General features: G+C 49.3%; 17 protein-coding genes. 7 read left to right on the forward strand and 10 right to left on the reverse strand.

The window, feature by feature from the left end:
• Nucleotides 1-150: 150 nt before the first annotated feature.
• From E2I14_RS16295 to E2I14_RS16310, 4 genes are all read right to left on the reverse strand, one after another.
• A complete protein-coding gene (locus E2I14_RS16295) occupies nt 151-1,626 on the reverse strand; it encodes a glutamate synthase subunit beta (RefSeq protein WP_133330494.1) in 1,476 nt (491 codons plus the stop codon).
• Between the two features lie 29 nt (nt 1,627-1,655).
• Complete coding sequence (locus E2I14_RS16300; RefSeq protein ID WP_133330495.1) at nt 1,656-6,320, reverse strand: glutamate synthase-related protein; 4,665 nt, start codon at nt 6,318-6,320, stop codon at nt 1,656-1,658.
• Between the two features lie 186 nt (nt 6,321-6,506).
• Nucleotides 6,507-7,262, reverse strand: coding sequence for a transposase (locus E2I14_RS16305; protein ID WP_133330497.1), 756 nt, complete (start codon nt 7,260-7,262; stop codon nt 6,507-6,509).
• A 112-nt stretch (nt 7,263-7,374) separates the two neighbouring features.
• Entirely contained in the window at nt 7,375-8,214 is an 840-nt protein-coding gene (locus E2I14_RS16310; protein ID WP_133330499.1) for a PhaM family polyhydroxyalkanoate granule multifunctional regulatory protein, read from the reverse strand.
• A 280-nt stretch (nt 8,215-8,494) separates the two neighbouring features.
• Between E2I14_RS16310 and E2I14_RS16315 the strand changes: the two genes are divergently transcribed.
• The 4 genes from E2I14_RS16315 (at nt 8,495) to E2I14_RS16330 (ending at nt 11,406) form a co-directional block, all read left to right on the forward strand.
• Nucleotides 8,495-9,502: a DUF3108 domain-containing protein gene (locus tag E2I14_RS16315; protein ID WP_133330501.1), complete on the forward strand. Its 1,008-nt coding sequence runs from the start codon at nt 8,495-8,497 to the stop codon at nt 9,500-9,502.
• Nucleotides 9,502-10,269 carry a DUF3108 domain-containing protein gene (locus tag E2I14_RS16320; protein ID WP_133330503.1) on the forward strand — a complete coding sequence of 256 codons (768 nt, stop codon included), beginning with the start codon at nt 9,502-9,504 and terminating at the stop codon, nt 10,267-10,269. The genes E2I14_RS16315 and E2I14_RS16320 overlap by 1 nt, the downstream gene beginning before the upstream one ends.
• A 10-nt stretch (nt 10,270-10,279) precedes the next feature.
• Complete coding sequence (gene queC, locus E2I14_RS16325; RefSeq protein ID WP_133330505.1) at nt 10,280-10,996, forward strand: 7-cyano-7-deazaguanine synthase QueC; 717 nt, start codon at nt 10,280-10,282, stop codon at nt 10,994-10,996.
• 98 nt (nt 10,997-11,094) lie between these two features.
• Nucleotides 11,095-11,406 (forward strand): metal-sensitive transcriptional regulator, encoded by a 312-nt coding sequence (locus tag E2I14_RS16330; protein ID WP_133330507.1) that lies wholly within the window; start codon nt 11,095-11,097, stop codon nt 11,404-11,406.
• Between the two features lie 139 nt (nt 11,407-11,545).
• Here E2I14_RS16330 and E2I14_RS16335 read toward each other — a convergent pair whose 3' ends face one another.
• The 6 genes from E2I14_RS16335 to rpmH all read right to left on the reverse strand — a co-directional run bounded on the left by E2I14_RS16335 (nt 11,546) and on the right by rpmH (nt 16,611).
• On the reverse strand, nt 11,546-12,013 hold the full coding sequence (locus E2I14_RS16335; RefSeq protein ID WP_133330509.1) for a hypothetical protein: 468 nt from the start codon (nt 12,011-12,013) through the stop codon (nt 11,546-11,548).
• Nucleotides 12,014-12,115: 102 nt separating this feature from the next.
• Nucleotides 12,116-13,501, reverse strand: a complete 1,386-nt coding sequence (mnmE, locus tag E2I14_RS16340) for a tRNA uridine-5-carboxymethylaminomethyl(34) synthesis GTPase MnmE (RefSeq protein ID WP_133330593.1) — start codon at nt 13,499-13,501, stop codon at nt 12,116-12,118.
• A 162-nt stretch (nt 13,502-13,663) separates the two neighbouring features.
• Nucleotides 13,664-15,364, reverse strand: a complete 1,701-nt coding sequence (gene yidC / locus E2I14_RS16345; protein WP_133330511.1) for a membrane protein insertase YidC — start codon at nt 15,362-15,364, stop codon at nt 13,664-13,666.
• Nucleotides 15,365-15,566: 202 nt separating this feature from the next.
• Nucleotides 15,567-15,848 (reverse strand): membrane protein insertion efficiency factor YidD, encoded by a 282-nt coding sequence (yidD, locus tag E2I14_RS16350; RefSeq protein WP_133330513.1) that lies wholly within the window; start codon nt 15,846-15,848, stop codon nt 15,567-15,569.
• The gene (gene rnpA / locus E2I14_RS16355) at nt 15,845-16,315 is read right to left on the reverse strand and encodes a ribonuclease P protein component (protein ID WP_133330515.1); all 471 of its coding nucleotides are present in this window, start codon (nt 16,313-16,315) and stop codon (nt 15,845-15,847) included. The genes yidD and rnpA overlap by 4 nt, the downstream gene beginning before the upstream one ends.
• 161 nt (nt 16,316-16,476) lie before the next feature.
• Nucleotides 16,477-16,611 (reverse strand): 50S ribosomal protein L34, encoded by a 135-nt coding sequence (rpmH, locus tag E2I14_RS16360; RefSeq protein ID WP_057289000.1) that lies wholly within the window; start codon nt 16,609-16,611, stop codon nt 16,477-16,479.
• Nucleotides 16,612-17,532: 921 nt separating this feature from the next.
• Here rpmH and dnaA point away from each other — a divergent pair.
• The 3 genes from dnaA (at nt 17,533) to gyrB (ending at nt 22,722) form a co-directional block, all read left to right on the forward strand.
• Nucleotides 17,533-18,918, forward strand: a complete 1,386-nt coding sequence (gene dnaA / locus E2I14_RS16365) for a chromosomal replication initiator protein DnaA (RefSeq protein WP_133330517.1) — start codon at nt 17,533-17,535, stop codon at nt 18,916-18,918.
• 60 nt (nt 18,919-18,978) lie between these two features.
• Nucleotides 18,979-20,082 carry a DNA polymerase III subunit beta gene (dnaN, locus tag E2I14_RS16370; RefSeq protein WP_133330519.1) on the forward strand — a complete coding sequence of 368 codons (1,104 nt, stop codon included), beginning with the start codon at nt 18,979-18,981 and terminating at the stop codon, nt 20,080-20,082.
• A gap of 114 nt (nt 20,083-20,196) precedes the next feature.
• Nucleotides 20,197-22,722, forward strand: a complete 2,526-nt coding sequence (gene gyrB, locus E2I14_RS16375; protein ID WP_133330521.1) for a DNA topoisomerase (ATP-hydrolyzing) subunit B — start codon at nt 20,197-20,199, stop codon at nt 22,720-22,722.
• The last annotated feature ends 57 nt before the right edge of the window (nt 22,723-22,779 follow it).

The raw sequence follows: 22,779 nt of genomic DNA on the forward strand, positions 1-22,779 counted from the left end.
ACCTCAGTTTGGACTATTAAATAATGTAACGCAGTATGTTCTCATAGGGAAACTTTGACCTTCTCGGGGGCCACAAACGAAACGAAGTTACTTGCATCGCTATCAACACAAGTAACTTCGGAGATATTTCCCGGCGGAAACTTTAATAAACTAGCTTGGTAATAACGAGCTACCCATCAAGAATTTATCCACGGCTTGCGCGCATTGGCGCCCTTCGCGGATGGCCCAAACGACTAAGGATTGACCGCGGCGCATATCGCCCGCGGTAAAAACTTTATCGACCGAACTGGCGTAGGCTTTTTGCCCATCGGTGGTGGCACGGGCGTTGCCGCGCGCATCTTGATCGACGCCAAAGGCTGTTAAGATTTGTTGCACTGGCGATACAAATCCCATCGCTAACAAGACTAAATCGGCTTTAACTTCGAATTCGGAATCTGGCACTTCTTGCATTTTTCCGTCGCGCCATTCGACTCGCACCGCGATTAACTTTTCTACTTTGCCGTTTTTACCTTCTAAACGTTTAGTCGCCACCGCCCAATCACGTTCGCAGCCTTCTTCGTGCGAGGAGGATGTACGCAATTTCAGCGGCCAATATGGCCACACCAACGCGGTATTTTCTTTTTCTGGTGGCATCGGCATCACTTCAAATTGCGTGACCGAGGCAGCACCGTGGCGGTTGGACGTGCCAACGCAATCTGAGCCGGTGTCGCCGCCGCCAATCACAACCACATGTTTTCCAGTGGCTTTGATTTGGTCTTTGAGTTTGTCGCCTGCATTAACTTTATTTTGCTGCGGCAAAAATTCCATCGCAAAATGCACACCTTTTAATTCCCGACCAGGTACTGGCAAATCACGCGGAGTTTCTGCGCCGCCAGCCATGATGATGGCGTCAAACTGCTCTTGCAATTGCGCTGGAGTGATGGTTTCTTTGGACCAGTTGGTAATCGTTTTGGGGAAATTATCCGCGCCAGCGTCGCCGACAAATACACCGGTTTTAAACACGACGCCTTCAGCCTGCATTTGCTCAACGCGCCGATCGATGTGGGATTTTTCCATTTTAAAGTCAGGAATACCGTAACGCATCAAGCCGCCGATGCGATCATTTTTTTCAAACACAGTCACCGCATGTCCCACCCGCGCCAATTGCTGAGCGGCTGCCAAACCTGCTGGACCAGAGCCCACAATCGCGACTTTTTTACCCGTTGCGTGCGCGGCCAATTGCGGCTTAATCCAGTCGTTTTCCCAACCTTTATCGATGATGAAATGCTCAATCGATTTAATGCCAACCGCATCGGAATTGATCCCCAAAGTGCACGCCGCTTCGCACGGTGCTGGGCAAATGCGGCCTGTGAATTCGGGGAAGTTATTGGTCGAATGCAGCGTCTCCAACGCCTCTTGATAATTACCGCGATACACCAAGTCATTCCAATCGGGAATGATGTTATTAACCGGACAGCCGTTATTGCAGAACGGAATGCCGCAATCCATGCAACGCGCCGCTTGTGTGGTGGCGGCTTTATCATCTAAATGCAGTAAAAATTCTTTGTAATGTTTTAAACGCGCCGCCGGTGCTTCTGCTGCTTCTTGCAAACGCGCATATTCCATAAAACCGGTTACTTTACCCATGTCATTTCCTTCGTATTCAATGCGGCCAATTAGGCGGCTTTTTGCGTTAAGTTGGACTGCGCGGCTTGTTGCAGATCGGCTAAAGCGCGTTGGTATTCGATTGGGAATACCTTGACGAATTTGGCGCGACTACGAGCCCAATCGTCGAGTAAATTGCGCGCCCGAGTCGAGCCAGTGTGTTTGAAATGGCGCTCGATCAAATTGCGCAGAATCGCCTCGTCCGACTCGCCAACGCCTCCGCGCAGGACACTGTGATACAGCGCCGTGTCGTCGGCTTGTTGCTCCAAACTCGACAATACCGGTTGCAAGGTCACCATCGCCATATTGCACTTCGTGGCGAAGTCGCCGTGCTCATCAAAGACGTAAGCAATCCCACCTGACATACCGGCAGCAAAGTTACGTCCAGTTTCGCCCAACACAATTACGGTGCCGCCGGTCATGTATTCACAACCATGATCGCCAGTACCCTCAACGACGGTGGTTGCGCCAGAATTACGCACCGCAAAACGCTCGCCCGCAACGCCGTTAATAAAGGCTTCACCTGCAATCGCGCCATACAAAACGGTGTTACCGCAAATGATGTTATCCACCGCACGACCACGGAATTCGGTATTCGGACGCAGAATCACGCGGCCACCCGATAAACCTTTACCGACGTAATCGTTACCTTCGCCCACCAAGTCAAGCGTAATACCTTGTGCTAAGAAAGCCGCAAACGATTGACCCGCAGTGCCTTGCAGCTGAATGTGGATCGTGTCGTCTGGCAGGGTTGAGCCAAACTTCTTCGCCACTTCACCAGACAACATCGTGCCGACGGTGCGATTGACGTTTTTGACGGGCGAGATAAACGATACTTTTTCGCCTGAATTCAACGCGATTTGCGCTTGCGCGATTAGCTTGTGATCGAGGGCTTTATCCAAGCCGTGATCTTGCAATTCGACGTGCTTAAACGGCGTGTCTTTTTCAACCTTGTGGAAGATTTTGGTGAAATCCAAACCTTGCGCCTTCCAATGCGAGATCGCTTTGGATTTATCGAGTAAGTCAACGCGACCGATCATTTCATCGTAAGTACGCAAACCCAACTGCGCCATGATTTGACGCACTTCTTCGGCCACGAAGAAGAAGTAGTTGACCACGTATTCTGGCTTACCAGAGAACTTGGCACGCAACACCGGATCTTGGGTTGCAACGCCAACTGGGCAGGTATTTAAATGACACTTACGCATCATGATGCAACCTTCGACCACCAACGGTGCCGTCGCAAAACCGATTTCATCCGCGCCCAACATCGCGGCAATTGCTACGTCGCGACCAGTTTTCATCTGACCGTCTGCTTGTACTCGTACACGACCGCGTAAACCGTTTAAAACCAAGGTCTGCTGAGTTTCGGACAAGCCCAATTCCCACGGTGTGCCAGCGTGTTTGACCGATGACAAAGGTGACGCACCTGTGCCGCCATCATGACCCGCAACAACCACGTGATCGGCCTTCGCTTTGGCCACACCGGTGGCGACCGTACCAACGCCGACTTCGGAGACCAACTTAACTGAAATCGATGCTTTTGGATTGGCGTTTTTCAGGTCATGAATTAACTGCGCCAAGTCTTCAATCGAATAAATATCGTGATGCGGTGGTGGAGAAATCAACCCCACGCCCGGCACCGAGAAACGCAGCTTGGCGATGTATTCCGAGACTTTATGACCTGGCAATTGGCCGCCTTCACCCGGCTTAGCGCCTTGCGCCATTTTGATTTGAATTTGGTCAGCAGAATTTAAGTATTCAGCAGTCACACCGAAACGACCGGACGCAACTTGCTTGATACGTGAACGCAGGGAATCGCCATCCAGCAGCGGAATATCCACCTTGATTTGTTCTGCACCCAAAATCGACGCCAAGGTTTCGCCCTGCTTGATTGGGATGCCTTTCAATTCTTGTTGATAGCGCACTGGATCTTCGCCGCCCTCACCGGTATTGGATTTACCACCGATTCGGTTCATCGCAACCGCTAACGTTGCATGGGCTTCGGTACTGATCGAACCCAAGGACATCGCGCCTGTGGCAAAGCGTTTTACGATTTCTTTGGCTGGTTCAACTTGATCGAGCGGGATCGCTTTGGATGGATCGATTTTGAATTCAAACAATCCGCGCAAGGTCATGTGACGCTTGGATTGATCGTTAATAATCTGCGCGTATTCTTTGTAAGAATTGAAGTTATTACTGCGGGTCGAATGCTGCAATTTCGCAATCGCATCCGGCGTCCACATGTGCTCTTCACCGCGAATCCGGAAGGCATATTCGCCGCCAGCATCCAAGGCATTGGCTAAAACTGGATCCGCACCAAAAGCTAATTTATGCAGCAGTAAAGCTTCTTCGGCTACTTCAAAAACACCAATACCTTCAACATTGGAGGCAGTGCCGCGGAAGTATTTATCGACTAAGGATTTATTCAAGCCAACCGCTTCAAAAATCTGCGCGCCGCAATACGACATGTAGGTCGAGATACCCATTTTCGACATGACTTTCATCAAGCCTTTGCCGATCGCTTTGGTGTAGTTATAAACCGCTTCTTCGGGCGTGACATTCAAACTCGCCGCCATCGCATGCAGGGTTTCCATCGCTAAATAGGGATGAACTGCTTCTGCGCCGTAACCAGCTAATAATGCGAAATGATGGGTTTCGCGCGCTGAGCCAGTATCGACGATTAAACCGGTGGTGGTGCGCAAACCGCAGGTGACCAAATGTTGGTGCACGGTCGAGGTCGCCAGTAAGGCCGGAATCGCTACTTGATCAGCACTTAATTGACGATCAGAAATGATGATGATGTTGTGACCGGATTTAACCGCATCCACAACTTCCGCGCAGATCGATGCCAAACGCGCTTCGATACCGTCCTTGCCCCAAGCGACTGGGTAGCAAATATTTAAATCGTAGGATTTAAACTTGCCGCCAGTGTGCGCATTGATATTACGCAGACGCGCCATATCGGCAAAACTCAAGACCGGTTGCGACACTTCCAAACGCATCGGTGGGTTGATGTTATTGGTGTCGAGCAGATTCGGTTTTGGGCCGATAAACGACACTAGCGACATCACCATCGCTTCGCGAATCGGGTCGATCGGTGGGTTAGTTACTTGCGCAAATAATTGCTTAAAGTAGTTGTATAAGGTTTTGTTCTTGTTCGAAGTAACAGCCAATGGCGAATCGTTCCCCATGGAGCCGATTGCTTCTTCGCCGCTTTGCGCCATCGGTGTCATCAAGAATTTAAGATCTTCTTGGGTATAACCAAAGGCTTGCTGACGATCCAATAAGGGAATGTCGGAAACGGCAACTGGCTTTTCTTCTGGCAGATTGTTGAGCTTAATCCGAACCGAGTTAATCCATTGTTTATAAGGCTTAGCGTTGGCGTAAGTGTTTTTGATTTCTTGATCGTCGATGATGCGACCCGCGTCCAAATCGATCAAAAACATTTTGCCCGGCTGCAAGCGCCATTTTTTAATAATTTTGGATTCAGGAATCGGCAACACGCCTGATTCCGATGCCATCACTACTAAATCGTCATCGGTAATGATGTAACGCGCTGGGCGCAGACCGTTACGATCTAAGGTACCGCCAATTTGGCGACCATCGGTAAATGCCATCGCTGCTGGGCCATCCCATGGTTCCATCATCGCGGCGTGGTATTCATAGAATGCGCGGCGATTGTCGTCCATCATCGTGTGGTTTTCCCACGCTTCCGGAATCATCATCATCATCGCTTGCGCGATTGGGTATCCGGCCATGACCAATAATTCCAGCGCGTTATCAAAACACGCGGTGTCGGATTGGCCTTCAAAAATCAATGGGTAGAGTTTTTGCAAATCCGCGCCCAGCACCGCCGAACTCATCACGCCTTCGCGCGCGCGCATCCAGTTGAAGTTACCTTTAACAGTGTTGATTTCGCCGTTGTGCGCAATCATGCGATACGGATGCGCTAACGGCCATTCTGGGAAGGTATTAGTTGAGAAACGTTGATGCACCAAGGCTAAGGCTGAGATAAAGCGCGGGTCTTGCAAGTCTTTGTAATACACACCGACTTGGGTCGCGAGTAGCAAACCTTTGTACACAATCGTGCGTGCCGACATTGACGGCACAAAGTATTCTTTACCGTGGATCAAATGCAATGCTTCAATCGCGTGTACCGCCGATTTACGGATTACGTACAGTTTACGTTCCAGCGCGTCGGTCACCATGATATCTGGGCCGCGACCGATGAAGATTTGACGAATTACGGGTTCTTTGTCGCGCACAGTCGGCGACATCGGCATGGATTTATCCACCGGCACATCGCGCCAGCCGAGTACGATTTGGCCTTCGATACGCACCGAACGCTCGATTTCTTGTTCGCATGCTAAGCGGGAAGCGTGTTCTTTTGGCAGAAACACCATCCCAACGCCGTATTCACCCGGTGGTGGCAAGGTCACGCCTTGCAGCGCCATTTCTTCGCGGAAGAATTGATCAGGCAATTGCAACAAAATCCCTGCACCGTCACCCATCAATTCGTCGGCACCGACGGCGCCTCGATGATCCAAGTTCTGCAAAATCAGCAGACCTTGTTCAACAATCATGTGGCTTTTATTGCCTTTGATGTGCGCGACAAAACCTACGCCACAGGCATCATGTTCATTTTTTGGATCGTACAGACCTTGCGCTTGCATAACTATTCTCCACAACTGGATTAGGGATTTACAGAGAATAATGCACTGCAATATTTAATTCAACTAAATAAAATAGGGTCAGAGCCGTTTAAAAATAAATTAAAATCGTTTATTTTTAAATTGGGGACAGAGTAAATTAAGGCGAGTTTTTAGCGTTCAATTTATTCCAAAACCTTAGCTTTCGCCCTACTGAACTTGATCAGTTGAACTGGCAAGTTGCTCACTATCCGACGCAACCTCGTCATCAACCAACACCTTCTTGGTCCGAGGTCTACCTCGCTTCAACGGCGCAATACGCCGACTGGCTTGCTTTTCCAAGCCAACTTTAAAGTGGCTAGAGCCCACCGGCCAACCTTTTAGGCTTGCCGCGGTGAACTCGTTTATTTGGCGCAAGGTAAGTGCTTGCTCAAGTAATTCCCTATATGCCACCTCACGTTGAAACGGCGTATTACCCAAATTCCAATACAAAGGATGGTCTGTAATTAGATTGTCGATGCGCTGTCCAATATGATGCAAACAGCTGGAATCGGCATAATCCATCGGACTTTGCGCCAACCCTGCCCTAACAGGATTCGTTTCAATGTATCGGCTGCACAACAAAAAATACTCCGCGGACTCGATCACCAAGGACTTAAAACGACCTTGCCAGAGCGTACCGGCCCGCTGAACTTTCTTATTAAAATAAGGGACATAGTGCCGCCCGATCCACTGCATCATCTTGCCAATTCCATCATCCGTCTTGGGTGTAACCAACAAATGGAAGTGGGTCGGCATAAAAACGTAGGCATGAATGGCGACGTCGTACTTTCTTGAACCTTCCAACAACACCTTGCGAAACAGGGCAATATCGTCAGCATCCTGAAAAATCACGCGATTGTCGTTGCCACGCTGCAAAATGTGGTGTTGATAATTAGCAATTGCAAGTCGAGCCAAACGAGCCATAAGAAAATTAAGAAGGTTTTAAGTGGAATGGTTGGCGCAGAAAAACCGGCGGCTAGCGAGCTACTTAAGCGGCGCGCTCAACGCGGTTCTTTCTGCACTCAGCATCAAGCGACTATTTAGTAGCGCGACGAACTGGCGCGGCAACTGTTTTGGCCTTGGCTGCGCTGCCAACAGGCGCTTTTCTCGCCGCTTTGGCGGGCGTTTTGGCGGCTGCTTTGGCGGCCTTTGCAGCGCGAGTTGCTACTTTAGCAGGTGCTTTAGACGATGCTTTTACTGGCGCTTTCGCTTTCGCGGCCGCCTTAAACTGTGAGGCGCTATTCTTTGCAACGGTTTCACTGACCGATTTAATCGCGTCGTAATTAGCCGCACTCTTCTCCAAAGCGGTGCCCAAGGCTTGCTTAAATTGCTCCTGTACGCCACTCCACCATGCGGCCGATTGACTAATTAGCGGCGATACCTCGGTTGCTTTTTCAGTTTTTGTTGCATCGGAACTGCTCTCAGAACCGGCTTCGACTGGCGCTGCAGAAGCGGCAGCATCGGCTGGAGGCTCCGTCTCAGCGCCCGCATTGGCCTGCGCCATGTAGCTAGCAAACGGATTATTCGCTGCGCCAGCGCCCATGCCTTTCATCGTGTCAGCCATGGTTGAGCTCAGTGAATGCAGCGTCGCAATGGTGGCGCGTTGGACTTCTAACGCTTGTATCGTGCTGCGCAACATGGTCATGTTGACGTTCAGCCAGGTTTCGACTGTTTTTAAATCTTGGATGCGCTTGTCCAAATCTTCGACCGACATCGACGGTAAGGCCATGCCCTGCAATGTTTGCATATTGCCCAAGTTACCCACCGGCGAGCCAGAATTACCGCCCATGCCTGGCACATGCATACCGCCCCACAATTTTTTTACAAAATTCAAACTATCGTTGAATGCGTCGTTCGATCCGGGTGTTTGCGACATGAGTAACTCTCCTAAGAAATGGGGCTAAAAACAGTCCGTTACAAAATTCAATCTTGCCATAATTGACTGTACATTACATTTAACGTGCTTGTCATGGCAAACCATGCAGCACGCCATTAAATAACGGAAAACGTATACACTTACACTCTCGAAAAATCGAGATTTTAGAGAAGCACCGCGATTCAATTCAAGCACAATTTCAGCCACCTGACTTTCGATTAACTCCATTTTGAATATACGTCGCCCAATCCTGATTGCTCTAACCGTTTTAGCGCATTGGATGCTGCTAAACCTGATCAGCGTCAATCGACCGATCTTGCCAGCGCCGAATATCATTGTTCCAATCCAATTTCATGCGGCCACTCCGAGTAAATTTGTTGCAGCAAAAAAGTCGCCTAGCAAAGCGGCTCCGATCAAAAAATCCCAACCGCTGCCGCAAAAACCCACCGAACCGGTAGTCACAGCGCAGCCAAGTCCATCACCCGAACCCGCCACCTCCAACGAGCCGACCCAAATCCGGTCCACAGCAAGCACGCCTGCCGTGGAAGCCAGCACCCCAACAATTGCCGCACCAAGCATTGCAACACAAACTGAAGCACCACCAGCCCTAAAAACATTACCACCGCCGCCAGCGAGTTATTTACTCGACGTGGTACGTACCGAAGTCAACGTTGCCAATCCATACTATGGCGCTGGCGAAATCCGCTGGGAACACGACGATAGTAATTACAAAATGCATATTGAAGTCGGAGTCAACCTATTGTTCACCACCGTGCGTTTATACAGTATGGATAGCGAAGGCAGTTTGGCCGATACCGGCGTTAAGCCGCGCACCACCACAGAATCGCGCCGCGGTCGCTCAGCAACCGCGACACATTTCAATTACGATAGCAACACAATTAGTTTTTCGGCGACCAGCGCCGTTTTGCCAATGACTGACGGAGCGCAAGATAAAGCCACCGTGTTGATGCAGCTCACTAGCATCGGCAATGCCGACCCAGCGCAATTTAGTAAAGGAAAAGAAATCACCATTCAAGTAGCCGAAGAAAAGGAAGCCAACCCTTACCAATTCATCGTCATTGACCAAGAAACGATAGAGACCAAATTAGGCCGCATCGAAGCTTGGCACGTCGTTAGGCCTCCCCGTCCGGGCGTGTATTCTTCGCGTTTAGATATTTGGTTTGCGCCAAGCTATAACTGGCTGCCGGTACAAATTCGTAATACCGAAAGTAACGGCGCCATCACTACCCAAACAATTCGTAAAATTATTGCAGGACTTAAATCATAATGTTTGCCACCCAATCCAAGATCACCAAAGCACTATTCGCACTCGGCTTTTTTGTCACCGTCAACGCGATGGCTGACGATCATCCAAGCAGCAATTACGCGACCAATCCAGCGCCATCGGCGCAATTGCATTATCAAATTAAGGCCAATAAATTCGGCATTTCCTTGGCTGGCGAAGCCGACGTGAATTGGCAAGTAAGTGGCGACAAAGCTCCCCAACGTTATCTGGTGACGACCGAGACCAAAGCCGCCATGTTTGGCAAAATATTGCAAGCCGATAGCCGCGGCAATATTGATTCATTTGGCTTAGCGCCCGATCAATACGACGAAAAGCCCGCCAACAAAACGACCATGCACGCCGTGTTTAATCGCAAGGCGAAAAGCATTAGTTTTTCCGATTCTGGCAACACGTATCCAATCAAAGGTGGCGAGCAAGATAGAACTAGCGCAATCTGGCAATTGATCGCTGTTGCACGCGCCGCCCCACAACAATTTACCGAAGGATCAAGCTGGGAATTTTTTGTCGCGGGTCGCCACGATGCCGAAAAATGGACTTTCACCGTAGCCGAAGGAATAACGCTTGCCACACCGCTGGGTAATGTCGCAACGGTACATATCGTCAAAGCGCCGCCGCCAGATTCCAAAGGCCAGCGCCTTGATATTTGGCTAGCACCCAACATGGAATGGTATCCAGTGCGCATCAAATTTAGCGATGCGGACGGCGACACCATTGACCAAGTACTAGATCGACTCAAAAATAACTCATAAAGGAATAAGCATGCACAAATCAGCCTTAGTTCTTTTTTCTGGCGGACAAGATTCCACCACTTGCCTTGCCTGGGCGCTGGAACATTTTGAGCGGGTCGAAACAATCGGTTTTGATTACGGCCAGCGGCACGACATTGAGCTAACCGTCAGACCGAATCTACGCGAGAAGATCATTGAGTTGCAACCGCATTGGGAGACTCGTTTAGGGCCAGATCACATGATTGATCTGTCGCTGTTGTCGTCGATTTCAGAGACCGCCATGACCTCGGATATTGAAATCGTGATGCAAGAAAATGGTCTACCTAACACCTTTGTCCCCGGTCGCAATTTGCTATTTTTAACCGTGGCGGCAACGCTAGCCTACCGACGCGGCCTTGATGTGCTGGTCGGCGGCATGTGCGAAACGGATTTTTCAGGCTACCCCGATTGTCGCGACGACACGCTTAAATCACTGCAAGTCACGCTCAACTTGGGCATGAATAGCCGACTCAATATCGCCACGCCATTAATGTGGCTAGATAAATCGCAGACTTGGGAATTGGCGCAAACCTTAGGTGGCGATGCGTTGATTGATCTGATTCGTGTTGGTACGCACACCTGCTATTTGGGCGAACGTGGCAAGCGCCACGACTGGGGCTATGGTTGCGAAAGCTGCCCAGCCTGTGTGTTACGTGCCAATGGATATAAGCAGTTTGCGGCAAAACAGGAATTCGCCGCGAAAAAGTAAAGGTGGTGCTGTCTATCGGGGATTTTTGGTGCTAGCATACTCAGCATAGTATCGATGGGTTTGCCCATCCCCCTTAGACAATGCGAAAGGACGTCATCATGTCAGATACCCCCTTGAAAATTGTTGCAGGAACCGCACTCACTGCAGCACAAAAAAAAGATTTAATGCACCGTTTAGCGCGCATCGAAGGTCAACTACGCGGCATCCAAAAGTTAGTCGCTAATTCAGCCGCCCAATCCGATTGCGATGGCATTGCACAACAAATGGCTGCTGCGCGAAAAGCAATGGACCGCGCCTTTATCACCATGCTAACCAGCGCCTTGGTCAGCCATACCGCAGGAGCGCAAAACGTGGAAGACGCCACGCTCAAAGCCCAACATTTGGCCGCATTGCTGGATAAATTCGCCTAACAATCAATTAAATACTGCGTATAGCTAGTTCGTATTCCACGATAAAAAAAAGCCGCCCAGATTAGTTCTTGGCGGCTTTTTCTATTCTTAAAAACTAAATTTAATCAACTAACTTAGCAATCAAGTGGCGGTTAAAAAATCAACGGCGCCATCCTCCATGCCAGCCATGACCCCAACCGCGGTAGTAGCTAAAGCCAATCCCTAAACCAACCCCAGCCGGAAAGCCGTACCAAGGATCAACATAGGCTGGTTGATAATAATACGGGTTGTAGGTATATACCGGGGTAGGTGCTTGGATATAGACCACGGAAGGAGTTGGCGACTGGATATATACCGGCGCTTGTTGCTGCACCACAACTTGCTGTTGGCCGGTCGTTGGGGGAGCAGGTGTTTGTGCCGTTTGGGTAGGAATCGGCGCTTGGCCTTGCGGCAATGCATAGGCATTCGGCTGCATACCCACATATTGTCCGTTGATGTAAGTCGGCAACACTGTGCTGGTCATGCGGTAACCAACTGGCTGCGGCGGTGCGACGACGCAGGCGGTTAAACTGACCGATAACGCGCCGAGAATGCTTAATTGGATAAATTTCATTAATTTCGTTTTCATAACCACCTCTATTTAAAGGTAAAAGCATCGAAGCTCTACAACGGAGTTACTCTATGCCAATTTTTGCAGCTTAACAGTAAGTAGTTTTACGGAGACGCGGTTTTACTTTCCTATACAAAAACGGGAAAAAATCACGCCCAACAAATCATCCGAACTAAACGCTCCGGTAATGCTGTTCAAACTATCTTGGGTCAAACGCAATTCTTCGGCAAACAGATCGAGCGCTTGGTCGGTTTGCTCGGCATGATACGCCGCGTTGTCTAAATGATCGCTGGCTAAATGTAGTGCATGCAAATGACGCTCACGCGCCAAATACAACGACTCACCAGTTTGCTCCCATCCGGCAATTTTCAACAATTGGGCGCGCAATAAATCGATGCCAATATGCTCGTGGGCTGAGAGGTAAATATGGATCGCATCGGGTAACACATCAACCGCGGCTTGATGACCAGACAAATCGATTTTATTCCACACCCGAATCACCGGAATGTCAGGCGAAAAACGCTCAGTAATCAATTCATCTTCACGCGTTGGGCCACGACTGGCATCCATTAAATGCAAGATTACGTCGGCCTTGGCCACTTCCGTCCAGGTGCGTTGAATACCGATGCGCTCGACCACATCAATCGCGTCTTCATTGAGCGAATCGCGGATTCCTGCGGTATCGATTACATTCAGCGGCACGCCTTCGATATGAATCGTCTCAACCACTTTGTCACGCGTGGTTCCAGCAATGGGCGTCACAATCGCAATATCGTCTCCGGCTAGGGCATTGAGCAAGGATGATTTGCCGACATTGGGCTGACCAGCCAACACCACATTTAACCCATCGCGCAACATCGCGCCTTGAGACGCTTGATCGAGGACTTTTTTCAACGCTAATTGAATCCGACTAAGCTGACCGCGGGCGTCGGATTTTTCTAAAAAATCAATTTCTTCCTCAGGAAAATCCAAGGTCGCCTCAACCAACATTCGCAGTTGCACCACTTGATCAACCAACTCGTGGATCACTTTGGAGAACGCGCCGGATAACGATTGCGAGGCCGATTTCACCGCTGCTTCCGTCGAAGCCTCGATCAAATCTGCCACCGCTTCAGCCTGCGCCAAATCGAGTTTGTCATTTAAGAAAGCGCGTTGAGTAAATTCGCCCGGTTGCGCTAAGCGCACACCCATTTCTTTGCCGGCTTCCAAACAGCGCGCCAGCAACATTTGCAACACCACTGGACCGCCATGTCCTTGCAATTCCAGCACATCTTGGCCGGTGTAGGAATGCGGCGCTTTAAAGTACAGCGCCAAACCTTGATCGATGACACTGCCGTCCGCATCCAAGAACGGCAAATACGTTGCGTGGCGTGCCTGTAGAGTCACATTGGGAAACAAAGCAGTAATCAAAGGAGTTAATTCAGCGCCAGAGACGCGCACAACACCGATACCGCCGCGTCCGGGGGCGGTGGCAATCGCTGCAATGGGGGAGGAATCGCTATTTATCATATGGTCACTATTTTTCTAACTAACTTGGTTTAGCTGGCTCTAGCGCAACGGCAACACTTTAGTCTACGTTTAGTTGGCCTAGCTTAAAAGTACAAAACGCAAAAAAGCCCGTCAACGATACGGGCTTTTTTGTTAAACCTACACAAACGGTGTGAATTGTTACTTAGCCACAGCCATGTTTTTAGTAATTACCCATTGCTGTGCAATCGACAATACGTTGTTGACTACCCAATACAACACCAAACCCGATGGGAAGAAGAAGAACATCACCGAGAATACTAATGGCATGATCATCATCATTTTGGCTTGCATTGGATCAGCAGGCGCTGGGGTGAGTTTAGTTTGAATGAACATCGACACCGCCATCAAAATCGGCAAAATTAAGAAGCCATCGGGTGTCGACAAATCTTGAATCCAACCTAACCACGGCGCGTTACGCAATTCAACGCTGGCTAATACCACCGAATACAAAGCCATAAATACTGGCGTTTGAATCAAGATCGGTAAGCAACCGCCCAATGGATTTACCTTTTCGGTTTTGTACAACTCCATCATGGCTTGATTCATTTTTTGCGGATCGTCTTTGAAGCGCTCACGAATCGCTGTCATTTTTGGCGTAAGTAATTTCATCTTACCCATGCTGCGGAAGCTGGCCGCTGACAGTGGGAAAAACGCTAATTTGATCACGATGGTCAAGACGATAATCGTCCAACCCCAGTTGCCCAAAATAGTGTGGATTTCGTTCATCAACCAGAACACGGGTTTCGCCACAATCGAGGTCCAGCCGTAGTCTTTGGTCAAATTAAATCCAGGCGCAACTTGATCCAAAATCGAGGTGACCAACGGGCCAGAATAAATCTTGGCATCCAAAGTTTCGGATGCGCCCGGCGCGATTGGCGCCATCGTCAAAATGTTACCGACGGCATATAAATTGGTATCAACTTTTTTGGTAAAGATTTCGCGCTGCACTTTGTCTTGCGGAATAATGCCCGAGACAAAATAGTGCTGGATCATCGCAAACCAACCGTTGTCGGCTTTGGTTGCGTGGCTGTCTGAGCCTTTTTCGATTTTGTCGAACGCGACGGAGTGGAATTTTTCTTCTTCAGTGTAAATCGCAGGGCCGGTAAAGGAGCTGACGAAACGCGATTCGCTTTCCAACTTGCCGCCATCACGTACTAACTGCATGTAGACCGCTGGGGTAATTGGCGCAGCAGTTTGATTGATAACTTGGTGGGTTAAATCGATCGAATACGAACCCTTTTTGAAGGTATAAGTTTTTACTAACTTAACGCCATTTTGTTCGGCTTCCAGCACCAATTGGACTTGACCAGCATCATCCAAGGTACGCAGACCCGGCTTGGCTACGAATACCGATTTATGGTTAGGCAAATTACCCAACAAACCAGTTTGCGCTAAATAAGTGCGCTTATCGGTTTTATCGAATAGCACCACGTTATGCACTTGCGTTGGCGCGTCTTTGTGGAAAATCATGGATTTCCAACCAGCACCGAAAGAAGTATCGGCACCGTCTTTTTGCTTCAACAATTCTAAGTAGCGCAATTCGCCGCCTAGCGTATCAATTTCGGCTTTGAAAACGTCTGTGATAATCGTAATGACTTCGCCTTGCACTGGTGCAGCCTGAGTTGCGCCGGGCAGACTGCCGACAGCGCTAGCGGTGGCAACTGGATTGGCTGGATCGACCTTGGCGGCGGAATTCGGCGTTGCGTTAGCGGGACTTGCTACAGTTTGAGTCGTGCTTGGGAAAAGCATGGACGGTCGGCCATTAAACCGCTGCCAGTTCTCCCACAGGAGCAGCAACGACATTAAGAAAACTATCCACAAAACGATACGCTTATTCATAAGTGCTATCCAAAAATGTCTAATCAGTTGTAGTGCGGCTGCGTGATACTAAAAAATCGGGTACGAGCCGTATTAAGTCGGTGCACGCATCTTCACTCGGCTGCGCGCGGCAGTGCGCTGCTGTTGAGCGGCGCTACTACATTGGTATCAGGTGCGCCAAAACAAGAGCGCGCCAATTTTAATCTAGTTTGCTGCGTACTAATTACATTCCTGCGGCTTTTTTAGCGTCTGTTGCAGAGTCGGTTGCTGGCTCTGCCGCCCGCTCTCCAGCCGCTTCCGGCACCAAATCAACACCACCTTCGTGCCAAGGATGGCATTTACACAAGCGTTTGCCCGCAAAAACAGAGCCTTTGAGCACGCCATGGCGGCGGATTGCCAAATCAGCATAAGCGGAACAACTGGGATAAAAGCGACAATTTTGCCCAAGAAACGGGCTAAGTAGGAGCTTGTAGGCGCGCAGCAGAAAAAGCAGGATGGTTTTCATTCTGCCGCCTTGAGCGTTTTATGTGCATCGGATGCTAAAACCGATTCGGCGCTAGTTTCAACTTTGGCCAGCACACGCGCCGCTTCCAATACTTTATTGAGCTTGGCAGGAATGGCAAACAGACTGAGCACTTCATTGAACAGCAGCGCTTGAATATCGGGCGTGCACGCCGGTTGCTGCTTGTTACCCACGGCTTTCGATAAGCGCACCACGCAATCCAAACCAAGTGAGCGCAGCAGTTCAGACTGGCGAAAACCTTCTCGCACAGCCCGTTTGACGGTGTTACGCGTAACTGCTCTGGGCGCCAAGCGCTTGGCCGCCACAACACCTAAACGGGCGTGGGTCAATGAATTGGGGCGAACATACAGCACCAAATGCTCTGTCTTAAACACGGGCCGCAAACGAAAAACGGATGAAAACTCATCCGTTTTAACGATACGACGTGTACGTTCAAATTTGCCAGTCATGGAATCAGTAATCACTATGCAGGGCGACCTAAGGTATTTTGGACAATGGGCAGTGTCGGAGTAATCTTCATCGCACCTCACCACTTAATTGACGCAAAACTGTCGCGCTTGCTAGGTTTTACTTTAAACAGCTAAGCAATCTTAGCTGACTGTCACTGAACTTATACAGCTAAACGCTTGCGGCCTTTAGCACGACGTGCGTTCAGAACGGCACGGCCGCCACGGGTTGCCATACGGGCACGGAAGCCATGAGTGCGCTTGCGGCGTACAACGGAAGGTTGGTAAGTACGTTTCATGTTGGTCTCGCTAATCTAGCAAAAAAAATCGGTTCAAATTGGGACTTGGAACAATACCGGCGGTTTTTAATTTGCCTGCATTACTCACCTGCTCTACAACTACACACTGCCTACTCTAACTATTCACCTAAGACGGCTGCACGATTTGCACAACTTACTTACATATTGACAGCCTAAACAGACGTTCTGATATCTTGACAAACAACCTAGAGAAGCACGCAGAGTCTGTCGCCACAAATAAATCAAAAGGCAGAGAACCTGCGATTAGACAGCATTTCACCCTTTTATGTCAAGAGAAATGAGTGAAAAACTTGTAGCCACTGCGCGCCAATTAATAGAGAAATAAAATCAATCGGCCTAGCGGAAATAGCTTATTGGCAAACCTCATCCCCCAAGCGCCAACATTCGGCAGCGCTGGACCCAGCGCCTAATTAACAAGCAACAGCGCGAAAAAGTTTATTGCATCAAAAGCAAAAATCAACATAAATACAACACTAACGACACAAACTTCCCGAGCAACAAGCCAATTAAACCATCCACCAATATCCCAATCGTTGAAATCGAAACTAGTTTACCGACGGCATTATTAAAACAATGCCTAGGAGAAGAATAAATTCCTCCGTGCAGCAGAATTTAAATTGAAAACTAGATAAGAAAACACAAAAAAATAGTCGCCCAGCCTGTGGATAACTTTCCCGGTCGGGGTTAGAATAGCGGTTTGGAATTTTGTGTCAGATCGTTGTTATTTATTGGGCTTCGCATTGCACTGAGCATTGCGCCGCATCGCAAAACATAACAATGTTAGCAACTCAATCTCGCTCTTGGGTGCTTACACAAGCTCGTAAGATGAAGTCACGAATTATTAAGCGATTTTTTGCCTGACCCTCGATTTACCGCAATACAACTCACTCATAAAGATTCATGGAAAATTTCTGGCAGGCATGTTCCGCTCAACTGGAGCAGGAATTAACTCCTCAACAATTTAGCGCATGGATTAAACCACTTACCCCAATCGACTATGCCGAGGGCAAGTTGCGCATTGCTGCGCCAAATCGCTTTAAATTGGATTGGGTCAAAACCCAATTCGCTGGCCGGATTGTCGAATTAGCAGCGCAGTTTTGGGATCATGAAATTGACGTGCAATTTATTCTTGATCCGCGCTTAGCCAACGTCAAAAAGCCAACCCAAGACATCGCACCAACAGTCGATATTGGCGTGAGCCCCGACGAAGTGCGCGCACCGGAAGAAGTTCGCCCGACAACGATTATCGAAACACCTAAACGTGATCAAAGTCGCATTAATAGTGCCCTCACGTTTGACAGTTTCGTCACTGGTAAAGCCAACCAATTGGCACGCGCGGCGGCGATTCAGGTGGCCAATAATCCAGGCGTGTCTTACAACCCACTGTTTTTATATGGCGGCGTTGGTTTGGGTAAAACCCACTTGATTCATGCCATTGGTAATCAGATTTTGCTCGACAACCCGAATGCCAAAATCCGCTACATACATGCTGAGCAATATGTACGCGACGTGGTGACGGCTTATCAGCGCAAAGGTTTTGATGAATTCAAGCGTTACTATCATTCGCTCGATTTATTGTTAATTGATGATATTCAATTTTTTGCCGGCAAAAACCGCACGCAAGAAGAATTCTTCTACGCCTTTGAAGCGTTAATCGCGGCCAAGAAACAAATCATCATCACTAGCGACACCTATCCTAAGCAAATTACTGGAATGGATGATCGCTTAATTTCACGTTTTGATTCAGGTTTGACGGTGGCAATTGAGCCGCCTGAACTTGAAATGCGCGTCGCGATTTTGCTTAAAAAAGCCAAACAAGAAGGCGTGGTGTTTTCAGACGATGTGGCGTTTTTTGTGGCTAAGCATTTACGCTCCAACGTGCGTGAACTTGAAGGCGCGTTGCGCAAGATTTTGGCTTATTCACGTTTCCACGGCAAAGACATCACCATTGATGTGGTCAAGGAAGCGTTAAAAGATTTGTTATCGGTGCAAAATCGTCAGATTTCGGTAGAAAACATTCAGAAAACGGTCGCCGACTTTTTCAATATCAAAGTCGCGGATATGTATTCCAAACGTCGCCCCGCCAACATTGCGCGGCCACGTCAAATCGCGATGTATTTGGCCAAAGAATTAACCCAAAAAAGTTTGCCAGAAATCGGCGAATTATTTGGTGGACGGGATCACACCACCGTTTTACACGCAGTCCGCAAGATTACCGCAGACCGGAGCAAGAACCCGGAATGCAACCATGAATTACACGTGTTGGAGCAAACCCTGAAAGGCTAATTTGTTGGTCACACGGCAAACTAGTTTTTCATCCTTTTACTATTACTAGAGGACAGTCTTATGCAATTGGTTAAAACCCATCGTGACACTCTGCTGCGCCCTTTGCAAATTGTGAGTGGTATTGTCGAGCGTCGGCACACATTGCCGATTCTGGCCAATATCCTCATACGCAAAGATGGCGACAACGTGTCATTTTTATCGACTGACATTGAAGTCCAAATCACCACCAACGCTGCGATTGGCTCTGGTGCCGAAGCGGCCTCAACAACGGTCGCTGCGCGTAAATTACTCGACATTTTGCGCGCCTTGCCGGAAGGCGAAGTGACCTTAACACTAGCCAACAAACGCATGACCGTGCAATCGGGCAAATCACGTTTTAATCTGCAAACTTTGGCAGCGGAAGAATTCCCAACCGTGGCCGTCGCAGAACAATTTAACGCCAGCGTTAGCTTGCCGCAAAAGACTTTGAAGCACTTATTTAACATGGTGCATTTCTCGATGGCGCAGCAAGACATTCGCTATTACTTGAACGGTTTGTTGTTGGTCGTTGATGGTAATAGTGTCATTGCGGTTGCCACCGATGGTCACCGTTTGGCGTATTGCCAAGTATCGACCGAGCAAGAATTTGCGCGCCAAGAAGTCATCATCCCGCGCAAAACGATTATCGAATTGCAGCGCTTGTTAGAAGACACCGAAGAGCCAGTGCAAATCAATATCGCTAACAATCAAGTGAAGTTGAACTTTGCTGACATCGAATTAATTTCCAAATTAGTCGAAGGCAAATTCCCAGACTTCAACCGCGTGGTGCCAAAAGGCTACGTACATAATTTTTCGATAGGCCGTGAATCGTTGCTGCGCTCGTTGCAACGTGCCGCGATCATGACTAGCGATAAATTCAAAGGCATTCGTTGCGTGATCACACCGGGCAGCATGAAGGTGAGTTCCACCAACGCCGATCAAGAAGAAGCGGTCGAAGAAATCGAAATCGATTACAACGGCGACAGCGTCGATATCGGCTTCAACGTGACCTATCTGTTGGATGTATTGAATAACCTCAAATGCGATCAGATTAATATCGCCTTGGGTGATTCGACTTCCTCCGCGTTGATTACCGTGCCAGGCCAAGACGACTTTAAATATGTCGTCATGCCTATGCGTATTTAACATCGGTCGTTTTATTTTTTACTGTTATTTGCTGTGATTGCAGCAGGATTTTTCTGCTGCAAAGACTGTTTCGCTGTTCATTTGTAGAAACAATTAAATTTACCAAAGGTAGCCATGTCCGAGATTTTGCCCGATTCCAATCCAGCCCCTACCCAAGCTGCGAATACTCCTGGCGTTGATAATAGCCAATACGGAGCGTCTTCCATTCAGATTCTTGAAGGTCTAGAGGCGGTAAGAAAACGCCCAGGTATGTATATCGGCGACACTTCCGACGGCACCGGCTTACATCACTTGGTGTTTGAAGTGCTGGATAACTCAATCGACGAATCCTTGGCTGGCTACTGCACCGAAATCAACGTCACGATTCACTCGGATAATTCCATCTCGATCACCGATAACGGTCGCGGTATTCCAACCGGCATCAAGTTAGACGACAAGCACGATCCCAAACGCAGCGCGGCGGAAATCGTGATGACCGAATTGCATGCTGGCGGTAAGTTCGATCAAAACTCCTACAAAGTATCCGGCGGTTTGCATGGCGTGGGTGTGTCTTGCGTCAATGGCCTGTCTAAATTACTCAAGCTCACCATTCGTCGCGATGGCAAAGTGCACACGATGGATTTCGTGCGCGGCGTTCCGCAAAATCGCGAACTCGAAACCATCGACGGCGTGTTGTGCTCCCCGATTAAAGTGATCGGCGAAACCGACAAACGCGGCACCGAAGTCCATTTCTGGGCCGACGAAGAAATCTTCACCCACGTTGAATTCCACTACGAAATTCTCTCCAAACGGATCCGCGAATTATCGTTCTTAAACAACGGCGTGCGCATTAAATTGACTGACCAACGCAGCGGCAAAGAAGAGTTATTCGCGTTTGAAGGCGGCACACGCGGCTTTGTGGAATACATCAACAAATCCAAGAGCGTATTGCATCCAACGATTTTCCAAGCGACCGGCGAACGCATGTCCGATCAAGGCACCAACATCACCGTTGACGTTTCCATGCAGTGGAACGACGCCTACAACGAACAAGTTTTATGCTTCACCAATAACATCCCGCAGCGCGATGGCGGCACCCATTTAACGGGCTTACGCGCTGCGATGACGCGCGTCATCAACAAATATATTGATGAACACGAATACGCCAAAAAAGCCAAAGTCGAAGTCACCGGCGACGATATGCGCGAAGGCTTAACCTGCGTGTTGTCAGTCAAAGTGCCTGAGCCAAAATTCAGCTCACAAACCAAAGATAAATTGGTCTCGTCCGAAGTACGCGGCCCGGTCGAAGAAATCGTCGCCAAAACCTTGAGCGACTATTTGATGGAACGCCCGAACGACGCCAAAATCATTTGCACCAAAATCGTCGAAGCCTCGCGCGCGCGCGAAGCAGCTCGCAAAGCACGCGAATTAACGCGCCGCAAAGGGGTCATGGATGGATTAGGCTTATCCGCCAAACTGGCCGATTGCCAAGAAAAAGATCCCGCGCTGTGCGAGTTATATATCGTCGAAGGGGATTCTGCGGGCGGCTCGGCCAAACAAGGCCGCGATCGTAAGTTCCAAGCGATTCTGCCATTGCGCGGTAAAGTGCTCAACGTCGAAAAAGCCCGTTTTGAAAAAATGCTATCGAGCGAACAGATCACCACCTTGATCGCTACGCTGGGCACCAGCATCGGTCCAGACGAATTCAACGTCGAAAAATTGCGCTACCACCGCATCATCATCATGACCGATGCGGACGTCGACGGCGCCCACATTCGTACCCTGCTGCTGACGTTGTTCTACCGCCAAATGCCAGAATTGGTTGAGCGCGGTCACATCTACATCGCGCAACCACCGCTGTACAAAGTCAAAGCCGGTCGCGACGAACGTTATCTGAAAGACGACGCCGAAGAAGCCACCTACATGATGACTGTTGCGCTCAATAACGCCGCACTCATCCCAACAACTGGCGCAGCACCTATCGAAGGCGACGCCTTAGCCGAATTAGTGCGCCAATACAATCTGGCCAACGCCATCATGATGCGCTTAACCCGCATGATCGACCGCGCCGCATTGACCGCGATTATGACCGGCGTAACACTGCAACTTGACACTGCCGCCAACGCCGCCGCCACAGCCGCCGCGATGACCGCAGCCATCAACGATTCCAGCGTCAAAGCCATCGTCACCACCGATGAGTTATCCGAAAAATTCGGCCTGCGCATTGAACGCATGTACCACGGCAATGTGCGCGTAAGTTCGATCGACGCCGACTTCATCGACAGCAACGACTACCGCGTCTTAGCCAATGCCGCCGCCACATTCAAAGGCTTAGTAGGCGAAGGCGCTTTCATCCGCCGCGGCGAGGGCGAACGCACCAAAGAATCCAGCGTCAGCGACTTCCACCAAGCCATGCTCTGGTTACGCGACGAAGCCGAACGCAACGTGTCCAAACAGCGTTACAAAGGTCTAGGCGAAATGAACCCAGACCAACTCTGGGAAACCACGATGGATCCAAAAGTGCGCCGCTTGCTCAAAGTCCAAATCGAAGACGCGATCGCAGCCGATCAAATCTTCACGACATTAATGGGCGATGAAGTAGAACCACGTCGCGCCTTCATTGAATCGAATGCGCTGCGGGCTGGGAACATCGATATTTAATTTATCGCGGTAGTTACGAACAAAAAATGCCGACCTTATCAGTCGGCATTTTTTGTT

Source organism: Sapientia aquatica (assembly GCF_004358105.1).
GTDB lineage: Bacteria > Pseudomonadota > Gammaproteobacteria > Burkholderiales > Burkholderiaceae_D > Solimicrobium > Solimicrobium aquaticum.